Source organism: Sorangium sp. So ce1153 (assembly GCF_051521595.1).
Lineage (GTDB): Bacteria > Myxococcota_A > Polyangia > Polyangiales > Polyangiaceae > Sorangium.
The window spans coordinates 6,282,005-6,300,909 of sequence record NZ_CP150361.1 but is presented as its reverse complement, the minus strand read 5'-3'; the positions used below and the strand labels follow the sequence as shown (position 1 = coordinate 6,300,909).

Here is an 18,905-nt window from a genome sequence, read left to right as displayed (position 1 = left end):
CGGTCGCCACCTGTCGCTATCTGATCCGAACCACCGCGCGCGCTTTCGGCTAGACTCGCCGGGGTGCCAGTAACGCTCCGCATGGCCGGGGATGCTCAGCCCGAGATGACCGCCGGCGAGTCCGAGGCTGCCGAGCTGTTCCATCGGGAAGAGATCCCACGGCCGCACGGGGACAAGGTGAGCTCGCAGCCGCCGGCGCGCAGCGATGCGCCCCCGCGCGGCGACGCGCGCCCGCGCAGCGACGCGCCGGGCCCTCACGGCGACACGCTCCCCGTGATGCCGGTGCACCCGACCCGCGGCGACGCGCTCCCGGGGATGCCGGTACACCCGACCCGCGGCGACGGCCTCCCGGTGGTGCCGGTGCTGCCGACGCGCGGCGACCTGCTCCAGGCGCGCCGGGGGAAGGTGAAGCAGGTCCCGCGCGCGCGGCGCTGCCCGACCTGCAAGCTGACCTTCTCCGGGGACTCCAGGTTCTGCCCGTTCGACGGCGATCCGCTGGCCGACGCGCCGGACTGGAACCCGGCCGCCGATCCGCTGCTCGGGCGCACGATCGACGGCCGCTACGAGGTGCAGGCGGTCGTGGGCGAAGGAGGGATGGGGACCGTCTACGAGGTGCGCCACAAATCCCTCGGCCGCCTCTTCGCCCTGAAGGTGCTCCGGCGCGACATCGCGCAGGACGCCGAGCTGGTCGCCCGCTTCATCCAGGAGGCCAAGGCGGCGGCGGCGATCGGCCACCCCAACATCGTCGCGGTGAGCGACTTCGGCGCGATCGAGGTCGAGCCGGCGCAGCCGGAGCTGCCCTTCTTCGTCATGGAGTTCCTCACCGGGGCCTCCCTCGCGGCGCTGCTCCGCACCGAGAGGACGCTGCCGGCCGAGCGGGTCGGGCAGATCATGCTGCAGTGCGCCGCGGCGCTCGGCGCCGCGCACGCGGCCGGCGTCATCCACCGCGACCTCAAGCCCGACAACGTGTACCTGGTCCGCAACGGCGATCAGGAGTTCGTCAAGCTGCTCGACTTCGGCGTCGCGAAGGTCGCCGGCGGCAAGCGGCTCACCCGCATCGGCATGGTGTTCGGGACGCCGCACTACATGAGCCCGGAGCAGGCGGAGGGGAAGCGCATCGACGCCCGGGCGGACATCTACGCGCTCGGCGTCCTCATGTACGAGTGCTTCGCGGGGCGCGTCCCGTTCGAGGCGGACACCTACATGGGCGTGCTGACCAAGCACATGTACATGTCGCCCGAGCCGCTCGAGCAGGTGATGCCGGACGCGTCCACGCTCGGCGCGTTCGGTCCGATCGTCATGCGCTGCCTCGCGAAGAACCCCGAGGAGCGCTTCGCGTCGATGGCCGACCTCGCCGCGGCCATCGAGCTCGCGCTCGAGGCGCCGACCCGCGCGGCCGCCGCCATGCTCCAGGACGAGCACGCGCGCCGCGATCCGCTGAAGCTGCGCGAGCGCGACGAGATGCTCGGCCCGGTCCAGGTGCCCCAGGAGCCGGCCAATCCGCTGTCGATGGGCGCGCGCGTGGCGATCGCGCTCGCGGCGATCCTCGTGCCGATCGCGATCGCCCTCGGGTTCCGCGCCCTGCGCGCCTCGGCGCGCGAGGCGGCGCCCGAGGCGGCCGCCCCGGGCGCCCTCCAGGCGCCGCCCGACGACCGCGCGCCCGACGACCGCGCGCCCGATCCTCAGCCGCCGGCGGGCGACGAGCCGCCGCCAGCGACGGCGACCGCGAGCGCGGCGGCCGCGCCGCTCTCGCAAGAGCCGACGCGCCCGCCGGGGCCGGCCACGGTGAGCCCGGCGCGCCCGCCGGTCCCGACGGCCCGGCCGTCGGCGACCGCCGCGCCCAGCATGAGGCCGCAGTCCACCGGCGATATCGTCGATCCCTGGAAGCGCTGATCGCGCGCGCGGCCCACGACGAAACCTGGCCTTCCCAGGCGTCCTGTGCGCACGATGGACGCCGTCGATCGCCGGGCCCATGGCGGCGGGACAGGCGGTCGACGGCAGCGGCGACGCGCAGGGCGGAGCGCTTGACAGCGTCCGCTCGGGCTCGCCATCCTTCGCGAGGCGGAAACCTCTAGTGGCCAAGCAACAGCTCCTCCTGGTCGACGCGGATCCACGCAGCGTTCGGGTCCTCGAGGTCAGCCTGAAGAAGGCCGGTTACAGCGTGACCACCGCGAAGGACGGAGCGGACGCCCTCGCGAAGCTCGAGGTCTCCACGCCGGACCTCGTCCTCAGCGACACCCGCCTGCCGAACGTGGACGGCTACGCGCTCGTCCGCAAGATGAAGGAGCACGCGGACTGGGCCGCCATCCCGGTCGTCTTCCTCACGAGCCAGCGGTCGATCGAGGACAAGATCCGCGGGCTGGAGCTCGGCGTCGAGGACTACCTGACGAAGCCGATCTTCGTGCGCGAGCTCATCGCGCGGGTGACGCTGCTCCTCGCGCGGCGGACGCGCGAGGGGATCACGACGCGCCACTTCTCGACCACCGGGCGGACCCGGTTCTCGGGATCGATCCTCGACATGAACGTCGTCGATCTCCTGCAGACGTTCGAGGTGAGCCGGAAGAGCGGGATCGTCCACCTGTCGCACGGGGACAACGAGGCGCAGGTCTACTTCCGCGAGGGCAAGGTGGTCGACGCGACGCTCGGCCGGCTCTGCGGCGAGGAGGCCGTCTACCGCGCGCTCCTGTGGAACGAGGGGACGTTCGAGGTCGAGTTCTGCAAGGTCGACAACCCCGACGTGATCGAGACGTCGACGCAGGGCCTCCTGATGGAGGGCATGCGCCGGGTCGACGAGTGGGGCCGGCTCCTCGAGGCGCTGCCGTCGCTCTCCACCGTGTTCGAGGTCGACAGCGAGGAGCTGCTCGAGCGGCTGAACGAGATCCCCGACGAGCTGAACGGGATCCTGCGCCTGTTCGACGGCAAGCGGACGCTGATGCAGGTGGTCGACGCGTCCCCGTTCGAGGATCTCTCGACGCTCTCCACCATCTCGAAGCTCTATTTCGAGGGGCTGCTCGTCCCCGCCGCCGCGCTCCCGCCGGACGACGTCGTGCCGAGCGAGCCGGAGGCGGCGTTCCACGACGAGTTCTCGCCGCTCTCGTCGCCGTCGGGCGCGCGGCGCTCCCACTACCCCGACGGGGGCCCGGGGAACGCCGGCGGCGACGACCTCGAGGACGCCGCGGTGGTGCCGGCGCCGCTCTCGACCCGGCTGTCGCCGCAAGTGCTCCCGCGCTCCCGGTCCGGGCAGGAGCTGCTCGCGCAGGCGGCGGACCCCGGCGTGGAGTCCTCCGGACGCCCCCTGACGGCCCGCAGCGCGGTCCACGGGGCGGCCGGACAGACGGCCGGCGCGAGCGCCGCGGCGCGGCCAGGCGGTGCGGCGGGGGGTCGGTCGCCGTCGGATCCGCCGCGGAGCGCGGCGTCGGCGGCGCTGGGGCGGCCGGGCGGCGCGGCGGGGGGCCGGTCGCCGTCGGATCCGCCGCGGAGCGCGGCGTCGGCGGCGCTGGGGCGGCCGGGCGGCGCGGCGGGGGGCCGGTCGCCGTCGGATCCGCCGCGGAGCGCGGCGTCGGCGGCGCTGGGGCGGCCGGGCGGCGCGACGGGGGGCCGGTCGCCGTCGGATCCGCCGCGGAGCGCGGCGTCGGCGGCGCTGGGGCGGCCAGGCGGCGCGGCGGGGGGCCGGTCGCCGTCGGATCCACCGCGGAGCGCGGCGGCCGCCGCCGTCGCCGCCGCGGCGGTGCGGATCGCGCGCGCCGAGGCGCAAGTGGACCGGGATCAAACGCTCGCCAGCAGCGATGAGGCGCCGCTCACGCGGCCGCTGGTCACGCCCCGCAGCTTCGCGCAGAAGCAGGGCACCGCGAAGACCGAGAGTCCTCCTGCCTCGAGCGCTCCGGTCAGCGGTCCCATCGAGAAGCGCTTTCGATCCTGGCCGCCCGAGGCTGCCTCGGCGCCGCTGTCGCGCCCGCCGCCGCCGTCGCGCCCGCCGCCGCCGCCCGAGGCGCCCGCGCCAGAGCCGGCCGCCGACGAGGCCGAGCGCGCCGCGGCCGTTGCGTCGACGACCCCCACGCTGCGGCCCCGCCCGCCGAGCGACGCGCCGCCCGCCATCTCCATCCCGCGCGACGCGCCGCGGATCCTGGCGCTGCAGCCCGGCGATGCGGCGGTCGCGGAGGCACGCTCGCTCGAGCTCGCCGCGGCGGCGCCGGACGGCGCGCCGGCCGACGTGGTCCCGGCGGCGAGCCTCGCGGCGGCGCCGGACGACGCGCCCCCGAGCGACGCCGCGCCGCTCAGCGAGAGCGAGCGCTTCTTCCTCCGCGCAGAGGAGCACGCGCCGGCGAGGCTCGGAGCGCACGGGCTCCCGCCGGCCGCCGAGGATGCCGACACCACCGCCGGCGCGCTCGAGGCCACGCTCTGGAGACCCGGCCAGGAGGCGCGCCGGGCCCGCCTCGCCCGGATCGCCGCCGGCCTGGTCACGGCGGTCGCGATCGGGGCCGTCGGCGTGTGGCTGGTCAGCCAGACGCGACGCCCCGCGCCCGCCGCTCCGGTCGACGCGTCGCTGGAGGGCGCACGGCAGGGCCCGCCCCCCTCGGCTCCCGCCGCGCCGGAGGGCGAGCCGACCGGCGCTGCCGCACCAGGGCTCCCCACGGCGAGCCCCGCCGACACCCCGGCCGCGCCGGCCGGGACGAGCCCCGACGCGCCGGCCGGGACGACTCGCGCCGCGCCGGCCCCCACGGCGCAGCCGAGCGCGCCGTCGACGGCGGCGCACGGTGGCCCTCCGCCCCGAGCGGCGCCGCCGGCGCCCGCTTCCGCCGCGCCCGCTGCGCCGGACGAGGAGGGCGGGTCCCTCTCGTCGCGCGTGATGCGCGCGCTCGAGGCGGGGCAGGCCGGCAAGGCGGTCCAGCTCGCGCAGCAGCTCACGGCCGCCTCCCCGGGGAGCGCCAGCGCGTGGCACCTCCGCGGCGCCGCGGAGCAGTCCGCCGGGCGCGGCGGGCAGGCCTCGTTCCGCAAGTGCGCCGAGCTCTCCGCGCCCGACTCTCCGCTCGGCGCCGAGTGCCGCGCGCTCGCCGGCATGCCGTGATCGCGCGCGGCGAGCGCGCCGCGCTCAGCGCGACCGCGACCTGAGCCGGGGATCGAGGGCCAGGGCCGCCAGATCGAGCGCCACGGTGGCGAGCACGATGGCGGACGCGGCGAAGAGCACCGTGCCCACGATGAGCGGGCCGTCCCGGTTCTGCAGCGCCTCGACGGCCATGCTCCCGACGCCGGGCCAGCGGAAGAGCTTCTCCGTGACCATCGCGCCGCCCGCCATCGCGCCGAAATCGAGGGCGGCGAGCGTGGCGAGCGGCAGCAGCGCGTTGCGCAGCGCGTGAACGACGAGCGCGCGCAGGCGAGAGGCGCCCTTGGCCCGCGCGGTCCGGATGAAGTCCTGGCGGAGCAGCGCCCGGAGCTCCTCGCGGACGATGCGCGCGCAGAGGGCGCTGCCGAAGACGCCGAGGGTCAGCGCCGGCAGGGCCAGCGAGCGCAGTTGCTCGCCCGCCGTGGCGCCGTACCCGTCGTAGGGCAGGAGCCGGAGCTTGTAGGCGAGCACGTACTGCAGGGCGGGACCGATCACGAAGGTCGGGGCGCTGGCGCCGAGCAGGGCGGCGCCGAGCGCCGCGTCCTCCCAGGCCGTCCCGCGGCGGGCCGCCGCGACGATCCCGAGCGCGAGGCCGAGCACGAGCTGCACCAGGAGGGCGGCGAGCGCGAGCTCCACGGAGCGCGGCGCCTTCGCCTCCAGCAGATCCACGACCGGCTTGCGGTAGTGGAAGCTGTAGCCGAGGTCGACGTGCAGGCCGAGCGGCCCTTCCGCGCAGCTCCGGTGCTCGGGGTCGCCGCGGGCGCCCGCCCGCGCGCGGTCGTGGTCGACGCCGCCGGCGTCGCCGCCCCGCGCCGGGCCGACGTGGACGAGCCGGCGGACGAACCGCGCGAACTGCACGGGGACCGGGCGATCCAGCCCGTAGATCGTCCGGACGCGCTCGAGATCCGCGGCCGAGGCCTGCGGCCCGACGAGCATCCGCGCCGCGTCGCCGGGCAGCAGGTACGCGATCCCGAAGGAGACGGCCGTGACCCCGGCGATCAGGATCGCCGCCCACGCGAGGCGCCGCAGGACGTGCGCGAGCGCGGCGCGCACGGCGGAGGCGCGGCCAGCGCGCACCACGGAGGCGCGGGGGCGGGACGCGGAGCCGGGGAGCGCGGGCGTCGTGCTCATCGCGGGAGGGCGGCGCGCGCGAGCAGCGCGCGGAGCGGCCCGCCGGGCCTCGACCTGCTCGCGCGGGTCCCCGCGCCGCCCGCGGGCCGCGCGGACGGGTCGAGCCAGACCTCGTGGAAGCGCGACGGGACCAGGGCCGAGGGCTCGTAGCCGCGCACGTAGGGGTGCCAGAGCTCGAGCTGGCGCAGGGTGTACGTCGGCACCCAGGGCGCCAGATCGCGGACGATGCGCTCGGCGCGAGCGTAGAGCGCGAGGCGCCGCCCGCGGTCCTGCTCCGCGTGGGCGGCGTCGAGCGTGCGATCGAGCTCCTCGCTGCTGAAGAACGCGTAGTTCTGCGAGCCCTCGTCGCGGATGGCGCGCGTCGAGAGCGTCGGCTCGAAGATGCCCGCCGGATCGGGGAAATCGGCCTGCCACCCGACCCACCCCATGGGGACGGCGCGGCGCCGCGACGCCTCGGCGAGGTAGGTCGCCCAGCTGACGAGCCGCAGGCGCACGCGGAGGCCCACCCGCGCGAGCTGCTGCTGGACGATCTCGCCGATCGCCTGCTCCATGGTGTCCGGGACCGCGATGTAGTCGATCTCGTGCGGGTAGCCGCCCCTGCCGGTCGCCGGGTCGTACGGGTAGCCGGCAGCGGCCATCTGCGCGAGCGCGCGCGGGAGGTCGTGCCGCCGCATCGGCTCGTCGCGCGCGGGCCCCGGGATCGACGGCGGCAGCACCCGGTCGAGGGCGACGAGATCGGAGCGCACCTTCTCGAGCACGGAGGGGTCGAGCGCGAAGGAGACCGCGCGCCGGACGGCGAGCTGATCGAACGGGGCGACCTCGGTGTTGAGGAAGACGGCGTTGGTCCTGTTCCGCGTCACCCAGCGCATGCGCCCCTCCCACGCGGGGTCGGCGCGGTAGGTCGCCGCGTCGATCGCCGTCAGCTCGCGCAGGGCGTCGAGCTCGCCCTCCTCGAACTTGTAGCGCTGCGTCGTCGCGCGCACCCCGGTCTCCCACGCGATCCCGTCGAGGTACGGCAGGCCCGGGCGGAAGTACCCGCCGTGCCGGGCGAGCCCGATGCTGCCGTCCTGGTCCCACCGCTCGACGCGGAACGGGCCAGCGCCGCACGGCGGGGGAGGGCTCGCCGCGTCGACCACGGCGCCGGACGAGGGGCACACCGGCGCCATGAACGCGAGCGTCATGCGCGGCAGGAAGGTCGCGTCCGGCGCGCGCAGGTCGATGGCGACGGTGTGGTCGCCGAGCACCCGCACGCCGGCGAGGTGCGGCGCCGCGCCCGCCCGGTACGCGGCGAAGCCCTCGATCATGTCGTACTCGCTCGCGCCCGGGCTCGGCGTCCTCGGGTGGAGCGTCCGCTCGATCGAGCGCTTCACGTCCGCGGCGCGGAGCTCCGCGCCGTCGTGGAACCGCACGCCCTCGCGCAGCGCGAAGACGTACGTCCGCCCGTCCCGCTCGACCGCGATGGAGCGCGCGAGATCCGGCGTGAGCTGACCGCCCCGGTCCCACGTGACGAGGCGGGAGAAGACGAGCTCCGCGACGGAGCTCGCGAGCTCGTCGTAGGCGAGCGCCGGGTCGAGCGTGCGGGCGTTGACGGTGGTCGCGAGGCGCAGCGTCCCGCCCCGCGCGGGCGCGTCTGGGTCGGCGCCGGACGGATGAAGCGCCGCCGCTCGGCCGAGCGGCGGGCGCACGCGGCCCGGCGAGCCGAAGGAGAGGAGGAGCAGCGCCGCGCCCGCGAGGAGCAGGTCGACGGGCAGGCGCCGGCCGCGCGGCAGCTCGGCGCCGGCTGGATCGAGCGCGTCGCGGAGCCCCTCGCTCGCGCGGTGGAAGCCGAGCACGGCGAGCAGGATGGCGAAGCCCGGCGCCGCGAGGAGGAGCGGCTTCACCCCGAGGTACGGCTCGGCCTCGTGCAGCATGCGGCCCCAGGTCGCTGTCGGCGGCTGCACGCCGACGCCGAGGTAGCCGAGGGCGGCCTCGGCGAGGAGCATCTGCGCGGCGCTGATCGTCGCGAGGGCGAGCAGCGTCCCGCCGACGTTCGGCAGGACGTGCCGCCGGACGACGTGCAGCGGCCCGGCGCCGAGCGCGCGCGCGGAGGCCACGAAGTCGCGCTGCGCGAGCTCCAGGGTCTTGGCCCTGACGACCCGCGCCGCCCCGGTCCACCCCGTCAGGCCGAGCACGAGCAGGATCGTCCCCACGTCCGCGCGCCCCACGGCGACGCCGATCGCGGTCACGAACAGGAGGTAGGGCAGGGCGAGGATCACGTCGACGAGCCGCATGAGCGCGCCGTCGAGGGCGTCGAGCCGCGTGCCGCTGGCCATGCCGGCGGCGACGCCGACGAGCGCGCCGAGGCCCGTCGCGAGGGCCGTGGACGAGATCGCGATGGCGAGCGAGAGCCGCGCGCCGTGCGCGAGGCGCGCGAGCAGGTCGCGGAAGAGCGGGTCCGTCCCGAGCCAGTGGTCGGCCGACGGCCCGGGCGGCGCGCCGAAGGCGTCGCGGGACAGGCTGAAGTCGCTCGCGTTCGGGTCGACGCCGATGACGGCCGGCCCCGCCGCGGCGAAGAGCGCGAGGAGCGCGACGATCCCGAAGCCGAGCAGCGCCGCCCGGTCGTGCAGCAGGCGCCGCGCCGCCTCGTCGCCGAGGAGGGCCCGGGCCACGCGCCGGCCTGCTCGCGCCGCCCGCGCCGCCCGCGCCGCCCGCGCTGCCCGCGCTGCCTCACCACCGGGCGCGCGCCGCGCCCAGCGCCCCATCACCGCTTCCCTTCGAGGAACTGCGTCACGAGCGCGACGAACTCCTCCGGCCGCTCCTCGTGCGGCGAGTGCCCCGCGTCCATGATCTCGAGCATCGCCCCGGAGATCTCGCGGGCCAGCCGCTGCGCGCCCGAGGCCGGGAAGATGCGGTCGTCGCGCCCCCACACGACGAGGGTCGGCGCCGTGACCCGGGTGAGGCGCGCGACGACGGGGCGCGCGTCGAGCACCGCGCGCATCACCGCGTGGGCGCTCTCGCGCGCCGAGGGGGCGTTGAAGAGGTCGTAGTGCCGGTCGACGCGCGACAGCGGCACCGTCGCGTCGGCCCGGAAGACGTCCTCGCGGAAGAACGACCGGAACATGCCGCGGCCGTGGAGCTGCTTGAAGACGATGCCGCCGACGACGGGCAGGAGCGGGAGCTTCATCCTGAAGCTCATCGGGAACGGGTAACAGAGCGCGTCCTCCAGGACGAGCCGCTGGACGAGCTCCGGGTGCTCGGCGGCGAGGGTGATCGCGACGGCGGCGCCCATCGCGTGGCCGACGAGGTGCGCCCGGCCGACGCCGAAGGCGGCGATGAGGTCGGCGATGGCCTCGGCGAACGTCTCGATCCCGTAGGCGTACCGCGCCGGGCTCGGCTTCTCGCTCTCCCCGAACCCCGGGAGGTCCGGGGCGATGACATGGAAGCGCTGGGCGAGCGCGTCGATCACGTCGTCGAACTCCAGGTGGCTGACGAGGAAGCTGTGGATCAGCAGGAGCGCCGGGCCATTGCCGGCCCCGGCGACCAGGACCCGCATCCTGACACCCCGGGCGGTGACGTCCCTGATGACGCGTTCGACCGGTCGGGAGGTGGCGGGCGAGGCCGCGCCCCGACCCTCGCTGGCAAGGACCTTGGCCATGGTGGCGACGAGACTATCAGCCCTTTTGTCTGAATTGACCGATGTGTGTCACGGTAGGGGCGATGTCGCCGCACGAGCCTCCTCGCGCGCCAGATGCCTCCTGGCGCGCACCCATTGCCCCATGCGCCGCGCTTTTCCCGCCCGGACCCCGACTTCGCGACGTACGGAGCGGATCGAGCCGCGACCCCGACGGACGAAAAATGTCCGAGGCATGTCAAGAACCCCGGGAAAGCACCGCGTCCCGCGACAGCCACACAATAATCGTAGTCGCGTCAATTGACTGTATTCCATTCAGTGGAATAGAGTCGCCCGCGTCGGTTGGGTAGGGCCTCCGGCAATCGATGGGAGGACCGGTGCAGAGGATCCCCGAGGACGTGCTGGATCGCATTGAGCGGGAGCACGCCCAGGGGATCACCTCGAGCGATATCCTGGAGCTTTTCGCAGCGCATGGCATCAAGTTCAGCGAGGCGACGCTCCGGAAGTACGTGCAGCTCGGCCTGCTCCCGCGCAGCGTGCGCGTGGGGCGTAAGGGCAAGCACCAGGGTTCGCAGGGGATGTATCCGGCCACGGTAGTCCGCCAGGTTCAGCGCATCAAAGAGATGATGGCCCAGGACTACACCATCGAAGAGATCCAGCGTGAATTCCTGTTCGTGAGAGGTGATATCGAGGAGCTCGAGCGCACGATGACCAAGGTCTTCAATGCGCTCAGGGACGCCGCCAAGGAGAGGCGGAGCGAGACGAGCGGGAGGGCGATAGCCCAGGACCTCGCGAGCGCGGAGACGCTCGCGAGGGAGCTCGTCGCGAAGCTGTCGTTGATAGAAGAGCGCTTGATGGCGCAAGCGCGGCTCACGAAACAGGCGGCCTCTTCCTGAGGGGCCGAGTCACTGGGGTCTTCGTCTTCGTGGAGTGAATGGGGCGGCGGGCGCGGCCCCTCCTGGGTTTGATGCGATCGACGGGGCGAGCGCTGGCTCGTTTCGTCGCGATTTTTTCAGGGACGGCATCCGGCGTTACGTCGGGCAATGAGCGGTGCTCTTTGCGCTCGAGCTGGGACTCGGGCGTGGGGGGAAACGCGCGCGCTTGAGAGCGGAGACGCTACCAAACGGAGGCAGCGCATGGCGACGGTGTCTGACAGCGAGCTCGAGATCTTCGGCCTGGACGGTGCGGATGCGGTGGGCGGTGAGTGCGACCCGGCGGGCTCGAACGAGCCAGTCGTCGAGGGGGCGCTCGCGCTCCAGGTCGACCCCGCGGCGCCCGGGAACCCCATCACGCGCGAGCAGCGCAGGTCCCGGCGCAAGCGCGAGATCCGGGCGCGGACGATCAGCGTCAAGCGCATGACCAAGCGCGAGCTGGAAATCGGCCGGATGCTGTACCCCGAGACCGATTACTACAAGCCGCGGACCCGCGCCGAGTGCGTCGACGGCCCGCGGCCGTGCCCGTACGTCTCGTGCCAGCACCACCTCTATCTCGACGTGTCCGCCAGGACGGGCGCGATCAAGCTGAACTTCCCCGACCTCGAGGTCTGGGACATGAACGAGACGTGCGCGCTCGACGTCGCCGATCGCGGCGGCACGACGCTGGAGGACGTGGGCGCGATCATGAACCTGACGCGCGAGCGGATCCGCCAGGTCGAGGTCAAGGCGCTCGCGAAGCTCGAGGCGCTGAAGGACATGTCGGCGCTGCGCGACTACGTCGACGAGGGTCCGGTCGGCAAGCGCCGCCTCCCCGTGCTGGCCCAGCCCGAAGAGGACGAGGACGAGGACGAAGACGAGGTCGCGCTCGACGAGGACGAGGAGGAGGGCGCCGGCGCCGACGCGGAGGACGAGGGCCTCGAGGCGACGCCCGTCGGGCGGACGGCCGAGATCGAGGACGCCGGCGACTTCGACGGCGGGGAGTGATCAGTCGGGCCGCGCTTCCACGGTCACGATCGCGTCCGCGCCGAGCGCGCCCGCCAGGAAGGCGCGCCACGCGGCCAGCGTGACCTTCGCCGGAGGCGTGCGGGAGGCGCGGCCGCTGAACAGGTTGATGAGCCGGCGCCGGGGCTCCGCGAGCGCGTCGCGCTCGCTGCGGGCGAGGTGGGCCTCGGCGCGGCCGAGATCGGCGTCGGTCACCCGCTGCGCGAGGCCGGCGAGGAGCTCCTTCACGCGGGACGAGGCCTCGGCGAGCTCCGCGCTCGGCGCCCGGATCTCCACGGCGAGCGCCGCCGCGCGCGTGCCGCCGAGGACGCGGGCGCTCGCGCGCGCCGCGAGCTGCCGCCTGGGGGCCGCCGCGGGAGGAGCGGCAGCGTTGACAGAGAGCGCCGCCGCGAGCAGGCCGCCTTCGCCGTTCAGGGCGGCGACCGTGAGCTCGGCGAGCTCGCGCGCTGCAGTCGTTGCGTCGCGCGCGGCCGGGAGCCGCGCGCCGGCAGCGGTCATTGCGTCGTGCGCGGCCGGGAGCCGCGCGCCGACGACCGCCTGCGAGAGGGGCGTCCCGGCCGGCAGGCGGGCGTCGTGGTGACCGGGCCGGGGCACCACCGCGCCGTCCGGTGAGCCGCAGCTCCGCGGCGCGAGCCGCGGCGCGAGCCAGCGCTCGGCGGCCTCCCCCGCGGCGGCCGCCTGGGAAGCATCGGCGTTCGCGAGGACGGCGAGCCGGAGCGGGCCGGTCGCGAGCGCCTGCCAGCGGAGCTGCACGGTCTCGAGCGCGCCGCTCGCCACCCGGTCCCAGACGCCGAACGGCTCGATCCACGAGGGGTGGTCGGGCGCGATCGCGGAGGCGAACGCCTCGAGCGCCGCGGCCCGCCCGCCAGAGAGGCGCTCCAGGTGCTGGAGCGCCGCGGCGCGCGCGAGCGTGAGCGCCTCGGGGCCCAGGGTCGTCGCGGCGACCGCGCGCGCGGCGGCGCTCGCGACGCGGCGCCCGAGCTCGGCCGGCGTCTCGCGGTCGTCGCGGAACGGCGCGTGCGCGATCACCCCGACGGCATCCGCCGTGACCCAGGGCTCGATCGCCACGTCGAGCTCGCGCCGCCGGGTCTGCACGGCCGCGAGCGCGGCCAGCGCCGTCGCGCCGGCGTCGTACACCCCCTCCTCGGCGACGCCGCACGGGCTCGCGAGCAGCACCCAGACCTCGCCTTGCCCGCGCTCGACCAGGGCGCGCCGCTCCAGCGCCGGCTGAGCGCCCGCGGCGAGCGCGCGCCCGAGCTCGGCCTCGAAGAGCCGCGCGCCGGCCTCGCCAGGCGCCGCGGGCCTCGGCGGCTCGGCGCTCGGGGGCACGCCGAGCGCCGTCGCCCACCGCTCCGGCGGCGCGCTCGGGGCGCTCCCCGAGAGCGCCCACCAGGAGGCGCGCGCGCCCGCGTCGCGCGGGTCCTGCGCGGTGAGGATCTGCCGCGTGGCGACGGCGGCGTCCGCCGGGGCCGCGAGGCCGCGGCGGATCTCCTGCCGCACCACCGCGGCCGCGAGCGCCGCCGAGGTCTCGACCGGCGGCGCCGCGGGCAGATCGGACGCCTCGATGGTCACGCTCACGCAGCCGCCGCGCGGGCGGGCGACCCCGAGCACCTCGACGGTGCGGAACGGGGAGGGGAGCGCCGAGAGCCGCGCGCGGAGCGGCGACCCGGGCGCGCCGAGCCGCTCCGCCGCGGCGACCGCCGCCTGCGGGCTCGCGACGCGCGCGGCGACGGTGACGCGGGCGGCGCGCCGCTCGAGCTGGTTCGTCGTGTACACGCCGATCGTGTCCGCCGCCGGCCACGCGTCCGCGGGCGGCCCGCCCGCGGGCCAGCGGTCGACGCCCTCGGCCGCGCGCGCCGCCGCCGCGCAGAACGCGGCGGGGCCGACCGCGGCGATCGAGGTGCGCCCGGCGTGCAGCGCCGCGGCCCGCCACCCCTCGAGCTCCCGCACGCCCGCGGGGGTCGCGAGGTCGACCACGGGCTCGGCGCCCGCGAGCCCCAGCCGGCCGGTGCACGCCGCGACAGGCGCGAGCTCCGGCGCGTCGAGCGGGCTCGATCTGAGCGCCTGCACGCGCTCCATCGCGCGGGCGACCTCCGGGCTGCCGGCGGCGATGGGCTGGGCGAACGCCGCCGCGAGCGCGCGCAGGAACGGCTCGACGCGCGCCGCGTCCCTGGCGAGCAGGCGCACGCGGAAGGCGCTGCGGTCGATGCGCGCGTCGACGTCGAAGCCGGCGGCGAGCAGGCGCGCCTCGACCACGCTGGCGAGCGCCGTCGTGGCGACGGAGCCGAGATCGGTCGCGACCGAGGCGACGATCGCGGGCGCGGGGTCGCCGTCGCGCGAGACGAGCGTGAGCCGCGGCCGGGCTTCGAGGTGGCGCACCTCGATGCGGCCGACGCTGCCCTCGGGCGTCGAGACGAGGGCGTGCCCCGGCGCCGGCGAGGCGCCGGGCGCCGGGCCGCGGCAGGCCGCGAGCAGGACGAGCGGCAGCGCGGGCCTCAGGGAGCGCATGCGTCGTCGACCGGGAGCGGCGCGTCTTCCAGCTGGAAGTCGGCCGGGCAGCGCGGGGCGATCTTGAAGCCGTAGAAGTAGGTGAGCACGCCGGTGACCGAGCGGAAGGTCGCGCCTGCCGAGAGGGGCGGCCCCTGGGCTTCCAGGTCGTAGAGCTCGTTCGACAGGCTCGGGACGTCGGAGACGGGCACGCCGGCGCCGACGTTGATCGACGCGGTGTAGCGGCCGCGGCTGCTCGACGGGTCGCCGGCGATCGTGATGCCCTCGACCCGGACGAGCATGCCGATGTACCTGCGCGCGGACGCGTAGCTCTTCAGGTCGCCGAGCGGCACGCGCGCCGGCCGGGCGGGGCGATCCTCGAAGCGGAAGCTCATGGTCCCGCCGATCTCGGGCAGGGTGCGGCAGTCGCCGAACCGGCCGGAGGAGGGGCCGAGGAACTCGGTCAGCACGCCTTGCAGATCGACCACGTCGCCGGGGACGAGCCGCAGGTCCGGGGGGCTGAACGCGGGCTGGAACACCGTGATGCCCGAGTAGGCGACCGGCTCGTCGGCGCTGTCTTGCACGTAGTGGTTGCCGTGCGCTCCCTCGCCGGTCTCGTCGAAGCGATCGATCGCGACGAGGGCGGCGCCGGTCACGTGGGCGCGGCGGTCGGGCGGCACGGCGCAGCGCTCGCTGTCCTCGTCGGCCGGGTCGAGCCACTCGGCCTCGCCGACGAGCTCCGCGATGCGCGCGCCGCTGCCGTGCTCGTCGGCGAGGGGGATCCAGGGGGCGTCTCCGTTGCCGCCGCCGCACGCGGCGAGCAGCGCGGCGGCGGCGACGCCGACCAGGAGCGGGAACGCGGAGGAGGGGCGGGGCGAGCGGGCCATCCTCCCCGGCTCATACCACAGGCCCGACGGCCGCCGAGCCCCCTTCGGGCGCTCCGGTCGCGTCTCACGCCGCGATGCGCGCGTCGGACAGCATCGCCTCGAGGCGGCTCTGGATCTTGTGCCGCTTCGAGTAGACCGTCTTCACGCTGATCCGCATCCGCTCGGCGATCTGGTCCGGGGGCAGGCCCTCGCCGAAGTAGAGCGCGACGAACTCGCGATCCTTGTCGGAGAAATCGTGGAGCACCTGCCCCACGAGCGCGGCGCGCTCGCGGCGCTCCGCGTGCTCCTGCGGGGAGGGGCGCTCGCAGGGGAGCTCGACCGCGGCGTCGTCGAGCGGGGCGCAGCGCGGCGCGCGCCTCGCCCCGCGCAGGTGGTCGTAGGCGCAGTGGACGGCGAGCGTGCCGATCCAGGAGCTCAGGCGGGTGCCCCGCTCGGCGTCGAAGGTCCTCAGCTTGCGCATGTCGTTCGAGAGCAGCTGCATCAGCAGCGTCGCGTGGATGTCGCGGATGTCGTCCTGCGCCACCACGGCGGAGAAGCGCGCGATCACGCCGCTGATGCAGCGGTGGACGAGCCGGTCGTACCGGACGTGGAAGGCGCGCCAGGCGCGCTCGTTCCCCGCGATCATCTCCTTCACGAGCGCCCCTTCGGCGACATCGCCGAGGTCTTCCGAGCATCCCTTCCCGCAGAGAAGCAAGTCGTTGTTCATGCCGCGAGCGAGTGCACCCGACGTGCCAGCTCGGTTCGAGCGCGCGCTGGAGCGCGGGCGCCTCGCGCTTCAGCGCGGCTCCCTCGCGGCGCGACGCCCGCGTCCGCGCGGCGCGTGCGGGATTGGCGCTCGAAGCGCGGGCGGCCGCCATGGGCCGCGGTGAGCCAGCGCCGCCGACAGCGGCGGCCCGCGGCGGCAGCGCCTCGTGGGCCTCCGTGTGCTCGCGGAGCTGTTAACGGGTTGTTAACGAAGGTTCACGGTGCGGTGCGCACGCGCCGGCCGGGCCCTCGGCGGGGCGCCGTTCGGGCGGCCCCTCGCGTATCGGCTCTGCGCGCGGGCCTGTTTCGGGCTATGGACCGATCGTGCTTTCCGGTCGAGCTCTGGCCCTTGCGGTCCTCGCGTGGTCGTTCCTCAAGGTCGTGGTGCGCCGTCTCTTCGACGGTCCGAGCGGGCTCGCGCTCTTCCACGAGAACTACGACGCCGATCGCCTGCCGTCGCTCTCACCCGCCGAGCGCGCGGCCCTGCCCGGCTTCTCCCGCTGCATCGCGTGCGGGCGGTGCGATCTCGGCGAGGCCGAGCGCATCGCCGCCTCCAGGGGGGCCTACCCCGGCCTCATGACCGTGGTGCTCGCGTCCTCCCGGAGCATGCCGGACTTCGACGCCGCCGCGCTCGCGCTGGCGCACGTGCCGGAGGAGGTGCTCGCCGAGAAGGAGCGGATCTGCCCGACCGGCGTGCCGTTCCGCGAGCTGGCCAGGTTCGTGCGGTCCAAGGCCATGGCCCAGGCGGCGCTGTCCGCGGACGGGGAGGGGAGCGAGCCTGCCGCCCTGGCGCTCGCCGCCGCGGTGCCCCTGCCCCCGGCCGACCTCGACCCCTCGTCGGCCGATCGCGCCGCGCCCGAGGCGACGTGATCGCGCTCGCGGGGCGCCGCGTCGCGGCGAGGACGCTCGCCTTCCTCTTCCTCTTCTGCACCCCCGCCTGCTCCGCTCACCAGCCGGTCGCGCCCCGGACGAGCGACGACGCGCCGATCTCGCGCACCGTCGCGCCGAGCACCCCGCCGGCGCCCCCGCCGAGCCGCGCCGAGGACGACGACGCGGGCGAGGACGACGGCCGCATCTCCACGCCGCTCGCGCCCGCGAGCGCCCGGGGCGCGAAGAAGGGGACCCCGATCCAGCGCGGGCGCGCCACGTACTACGCCGACAAGTTCAGGGGACGCGCCACCGCGAGCGGGGAGCCCTACAACCCGCGCGCCCTCACGGCCGCGCACCGCACGCTCCCCTTCGGCGCGCTCGTCGATGTGGTCCGCCGGGACGGCCGCCGCGTGCGCGTGCGGATCAACGACCGCGGCCCGTTCAAGCGCGGCAGGATCATCGACCTGTCGCGCCGGGCCGCCGAGCGGATCGGGCTGGTCGAGGACGGCGTCACCGACGTGACGCTCGAGCTCATCTGGAAGCCGGCGCGGCGCCCGCGCTGACCGCCTGCCGCAGCGCCCGGAGGGGCCGCTGTCGGCGCGCGGCGAGCGCCACGCCGCGCGCGCCGCCGGCCTGGATCAGGAGAGCCATGGCGGCCCGAGGAGTTTCCGGCGCGGCGAGGGCAGTAAGATTCCCGTCATGGTGCCGCCCCTCGGGTGGCGTTATGGCTGCACGCACATCGCTCGGCCGCCAGCGCGGGGACGAGGGACGCGGGAGGAATCCATGTTCAACAACCATGCTCTCATCATCGCTGTCGAGGATTACAGCACGTATGACCGCTCTACCGGTCGACCGAAGGGCACGAGCGACGTCCCCGGCGCGCTGAACGATGCCAGGGCCATGTTCCGCCAGTGCCTCGCGATGGGCTTCTCACCCGAGCGGATCCGCGTGCTCACGTCGCCGAAGCTGTCCCCTGCCGACCTCGGCCCCGGGGCCACGGAGGACAGCGTGGGGGAGGCGACGCACGCCGCCATCGACGCGGGGGTCGAGTGGCTCGCCCAGGCGCTCTCGGGCACCGCGGTGGCCGCCGGGCTGCTCACGTTCTCGGGGCACGGCCTCGAGGACCACGGCGTCGCGCTCTGTCCCGCCGACGTCGACGGCTCGCTCGACAACCTCGTCCACGTCGCCGAGGTGCGCCGCCGGGTGGGCGTCGGCCAGGCCGCCGACAACCTGACGATGCTGCTCGACTGCTGCCACGCGCAGGTCGGCGTGGACGCGGAAGGGAGCCTGTGCGCGCGGCTCAGGGGCAAGGTGGAGGCGAGGGGCCTCTCGGGGCAGGGCGTGCGCGAGCGGGTGATCGCGGCCTCCCGGCGCGACGAGCCGGCGCAGTGGAGCACCTTCGGCGGCCTCGTGCACGGCGCGTTCACGTGGGCGATCACCTCGGCGCTCGGGCAGTGGAAGACGACCGAGGAGCGCGGCGTCTCGCGGCTCGACGTGTCCTACGGCGAGCTGGTCGCGGTGACGAAGGCGCTGCTGGGAACGCTGTCGTTCAAGCAGGAGCCGGTGCTCTCGGGGCCGAGCGGGGTGGAGGCGCTCGCGTTCCTGCACCCGGGCCTCGCGGGCCAGAGCGGCGAGGCCACGGCGGCGCCGGACGGGGTACGCGGGTGCATGGAGATCGATACCGGGTACTACAAGCTCGAGTACCTGAAGAGCGGCACGTGGAAGCTGCTCGCCTACGCGCACAGCAACGGGACGACGACGTCCTTCAAGATCGACGCCTCCGGCGTCAAGAACCTCTCGTCCTCGTACCCCATGAAGCTCAAGGTCTCGAGCCAGAGCTCGTACGACGGATCGAGCCTCCCGGAGACGACGCCGACCTGGTCGGGGTGGGGCAGCCAGGTCAGCTCTCCGACGTACACGACGGGGTCCGGATACCTCACGTTCGCCGGGCCCTACGGGGCACAGACGACCCTGGCCATCACCTTCCAGACCTCCGGATCGAGCATCGTCTCGATGAAGTGGTATAACCCCACGAACCAGCTCATCTCGGTGTCGGCCAACGACCCGATCGAGCTCCAGTCCGCGACCGGAAGTTACTCCGGCAATTGCTACATCGGGACGGACAGCTTCACCTGAGG

Annotated in this window: 13 protein-coding genes; 7 read left to right on the top strand and 6 right to left on the bottom strand. The window is 75.2% G+C overall.

What is annotated here, in order from left to right; all coding sequences use genetic code 11:
- Positions 1 to 81 precede the first annotated feature (81 nt).
- A complete protein-coding gene (locus tag WME85_RS22435; protein ID WP_437840809.1) occupies positions 82 to 1,893 on the top strand; it encodes a protein kinase domain-containing protein in 1,812 nt (603 codons plus the stop codon).
- A 181-nt stretch (positions 1,894 to 2,074) separates the two neighbouring features.
- A complete protein-coding gene (locus WME85_RS22430; RefSeq protein WP_437840807.1) occupies positions 2,075 to 5,065 on the top strand; it encodes a response regulator in 2,991 nt (996 codons plus the stop codon).
- 24 nt (positions 5,066 to 5,089) lie between these two features.
- Here the strand turns inward: WME85_RS22430 and WME85_RS22425 are convergent, their stop codons facing one another.
- The 3 genes from WME85_RS22425 to WME85_RS22415 form a co-directional block, all read right to left on the bottom strand.
- Entirely contained in the window at positions 5,090 to 6,232 is a 1,143-nt protein-coding gene (locus WME85_RS22425) for an ABC transporter permease (RefSeq protein WP_437840805.1), read from the bottom strand.
- On the bottom strand, positions 6,229 to 8,880 hold the full coding sequence (locus tag WME85_RS22420; protein WP_437840803.1) for an ABC transporter substrate-binding protein: 2,652 nt from the start codon (positions 8,878 to 8,880) through the stop codon (positions 6,229 to 6,231). Before WME85_RS22420 ends, WME85_RS22425 begins: the two co-directional genes overlap by 4 nt.
- Before the next feature lie 92 nt (positions 8,881 to 8,972).
- Positions 8,973 to 9,764: an alpha/beta fold hydrolase gene (locus WME85_RS22415; RefSeq protein WP_437516786.1), complete on the bottom strand. Its 792-nt coding sequence runs from the start codon at positions 9,762 to 9,764 to the stop codon at positions 8,973 to 8,975.
- Positions 9,765 to 10,240: 476 nt separating this feature from the next.
- Here WME85_RS22415 and WME85_RS22410 point away from each other — a divergent pair, with 476 nt between their 5' ends.
- Both WME85_RS22410 and WME85_RS22405 read left to right on the top strand, forming a co-directional pair.
- The gene (locus WME85_RS22410) at positions 10,241 to 10,738 is read left to right on the top strand and encodes a MerR family transcriptional regulator (protein WP_437311471.1); all 498 of its coding nucleotides are present in this window, start codon (positions 10,241 to 10,243) and stop codon (positions 10,736 to 10,738) included.
- 240 nt (positions 10,739 to 10,978) lie between these two features.
- On the top strand, positions 10,979 to 11,761 hold the full coding sequence (locus WME85_RS22405; RefSeq protein ID WP_437311470.1) for a sigma factor-like helix-turn-helix DNA-binding protein: 783 nt from the start codon (positions 10,979 to 10,981) through the stop codon (positions 11,759 to 11,761).
- Here the strand turns inward: WME85_RS22405 and WME85_RS22400 are convergent, their stop codons facing one another.
- The 3 genes from WME85_RS22400 to WME85_RS22390 all read right to left on the bottom strand — a co-directional run bounded on the left by WME85_RS22400 (position 11,762) and on the right by WME85_RS22390 (position 15,859).
- The gene (locus WME85_RS22400; RefSeq protein WP_437840801.1) at positions 11,762 to 14,287 is read right to left on the bottom strand and encodes a hypothetical protein; all 2,526 of its coding nucleotides are present in this window, start codon (positions 14,285 to 14,287) and stop codon (positions 11,762 to 11,764) included.
- The gene (locus tag WME85_RS22395) at positions 14,275 to 15,153 is read right to left on the bottom strand and encodes a hypothetical protein (RefSeq protein WP_437840799.1); all 879 of its coding nucleotides are present in this window, start codon (positions 15,151 to 15,153) and stop codon (positions 14,275 to 14,277) included. The genes WME85_RS22400 and WME85_RS22395 overlap by 13 nt, the downstream gene beginning before the upstream one ends.
- A 64-nt stretch (positions 15,154 to 15,217) precedes the next feature.
- Positions 15,218 to 15,859 (bottom strand): RNA polymerase sigma factor, encoded by a 642-nt coding sequence (locus tag WME85_RS22390; RefSeq protein ID WP_437840797.1) that lies wholly within the window; start codon positions 15,857 to 15,859, stop codon positions 15,218 to 15,220.
- A gap of 362 nt (positions 15,860 to 16,221) precedes the next feature.
- Between WME85_RS22390 and WME85_RS22385 the strand changes: the two genes are divergently transcribed.
- The 3 genes from WME85_RS22385 to WME85_RS22375 all read left to right on the top strand — a co-directional run bounded on the left by WME85_RS22385 (position 16,222) and on the right by WME85_RS22375 (position 18,903).
- Positions 16,222 to 16,767 carry a hypothetical protein gene (locus tag WME85_RS22385; protein WP_437840796.1) on the top strand — a complete coding sequence of 182 codons (546 nt, stop codon included), beginning with the start codon at positions 16,222 to 16,224 and terminating at the stop codon, positions 16,765 to 16,767.
- Complete coding sequence (locus WME85_RS22380; RefSeq protein ID WP_437840794.1) at positions 16,764 to 17,330, top strand: septal ring lytic transglycosylase RlpA family protein; 567 nt, start codon at positions 16,764 to 16,766, stop codon at positions 17,328 to 17,330. The genes WME85_RS22385 and WME85_RS22380 overlap by 4 nt, the downstream gene beginning before the upstream one ends.
- A 220-nt stretch (positions 17,331 to 17,550) precedes the next feature.
- Positions 17,551 to 18,903 (top strand): hypothetical protein, encoded by a 1,353-nt coding sequence (locus WME85_RS22375; RefSeq protein ID WP_437840792.1) that lies wholly within the window; start codon positions 17,551 to 17,553, stop codon positions 18,901 to 18,903.
- Positions 18,904 to 18,905 lie beyond the last annotated feature (2 nt).

Bases quoted from the DNA above. Each gene is read 5' to 3' on its own strand.
- WME85_RS22435 (WP_437840809.1), top strand. From the start codon at position 82: ATGGCCGGGGATGCTCAGCCCGAGATGACCGCCGGCGAGTCCGAGGCT.
- WME85_RS22425 (WP_437840805.1), bottom strand. From the start codon at position 6,232: ATGAGCACGACGCCCGCGCTCCCCGGCTCCGCGTCCCGCCCCCGCGCC.
- WME85_RS22415 (WP_437516786.1), bottom strand. From the start codon at position 9,764: ATGCGGGTCCTGGTCGCCGGGGCCGGCAATGGCCCGGCGCTCCTGCTG.
- WME85_RS22405 (WP_437311470.1), top strand. From the start codon at position 10,979: ATGGCGACGGTGTCTGACAGCGAGCTCGAGATCTTCGGCCTGGACGGT.
- WME85_RS22400 (WP_437840801.1), bottom strand. From the start codon at position 14,287: ATGCGCTCCCTGAGGCCCGCGCTGCCGCTCGTCCTGCTCGCGGCCTGC.
- WME85_RS22395 (WP_437840799.1), bottom strand. From the start codon at position 15,153: ATGGCCCGCTCGCCCCGCCCCTCCTCCGCGTTCCCGCTCCTGGTCGGC.
- WME85_RS22390 (WP_437840797.1), bottom strand. From the start codon at position 15,859: ATGAACAACGACTTGCTTCTCTGCGGGAAGGGATGCTCGGAAGACCTC.
- WME85_RS22375 (WP_437840792.1), top strand. From the start codon at position 17,551: ATGTTCAACAACCATGCTCTCATCATCGCTGTCGAGGATTACAGCACG.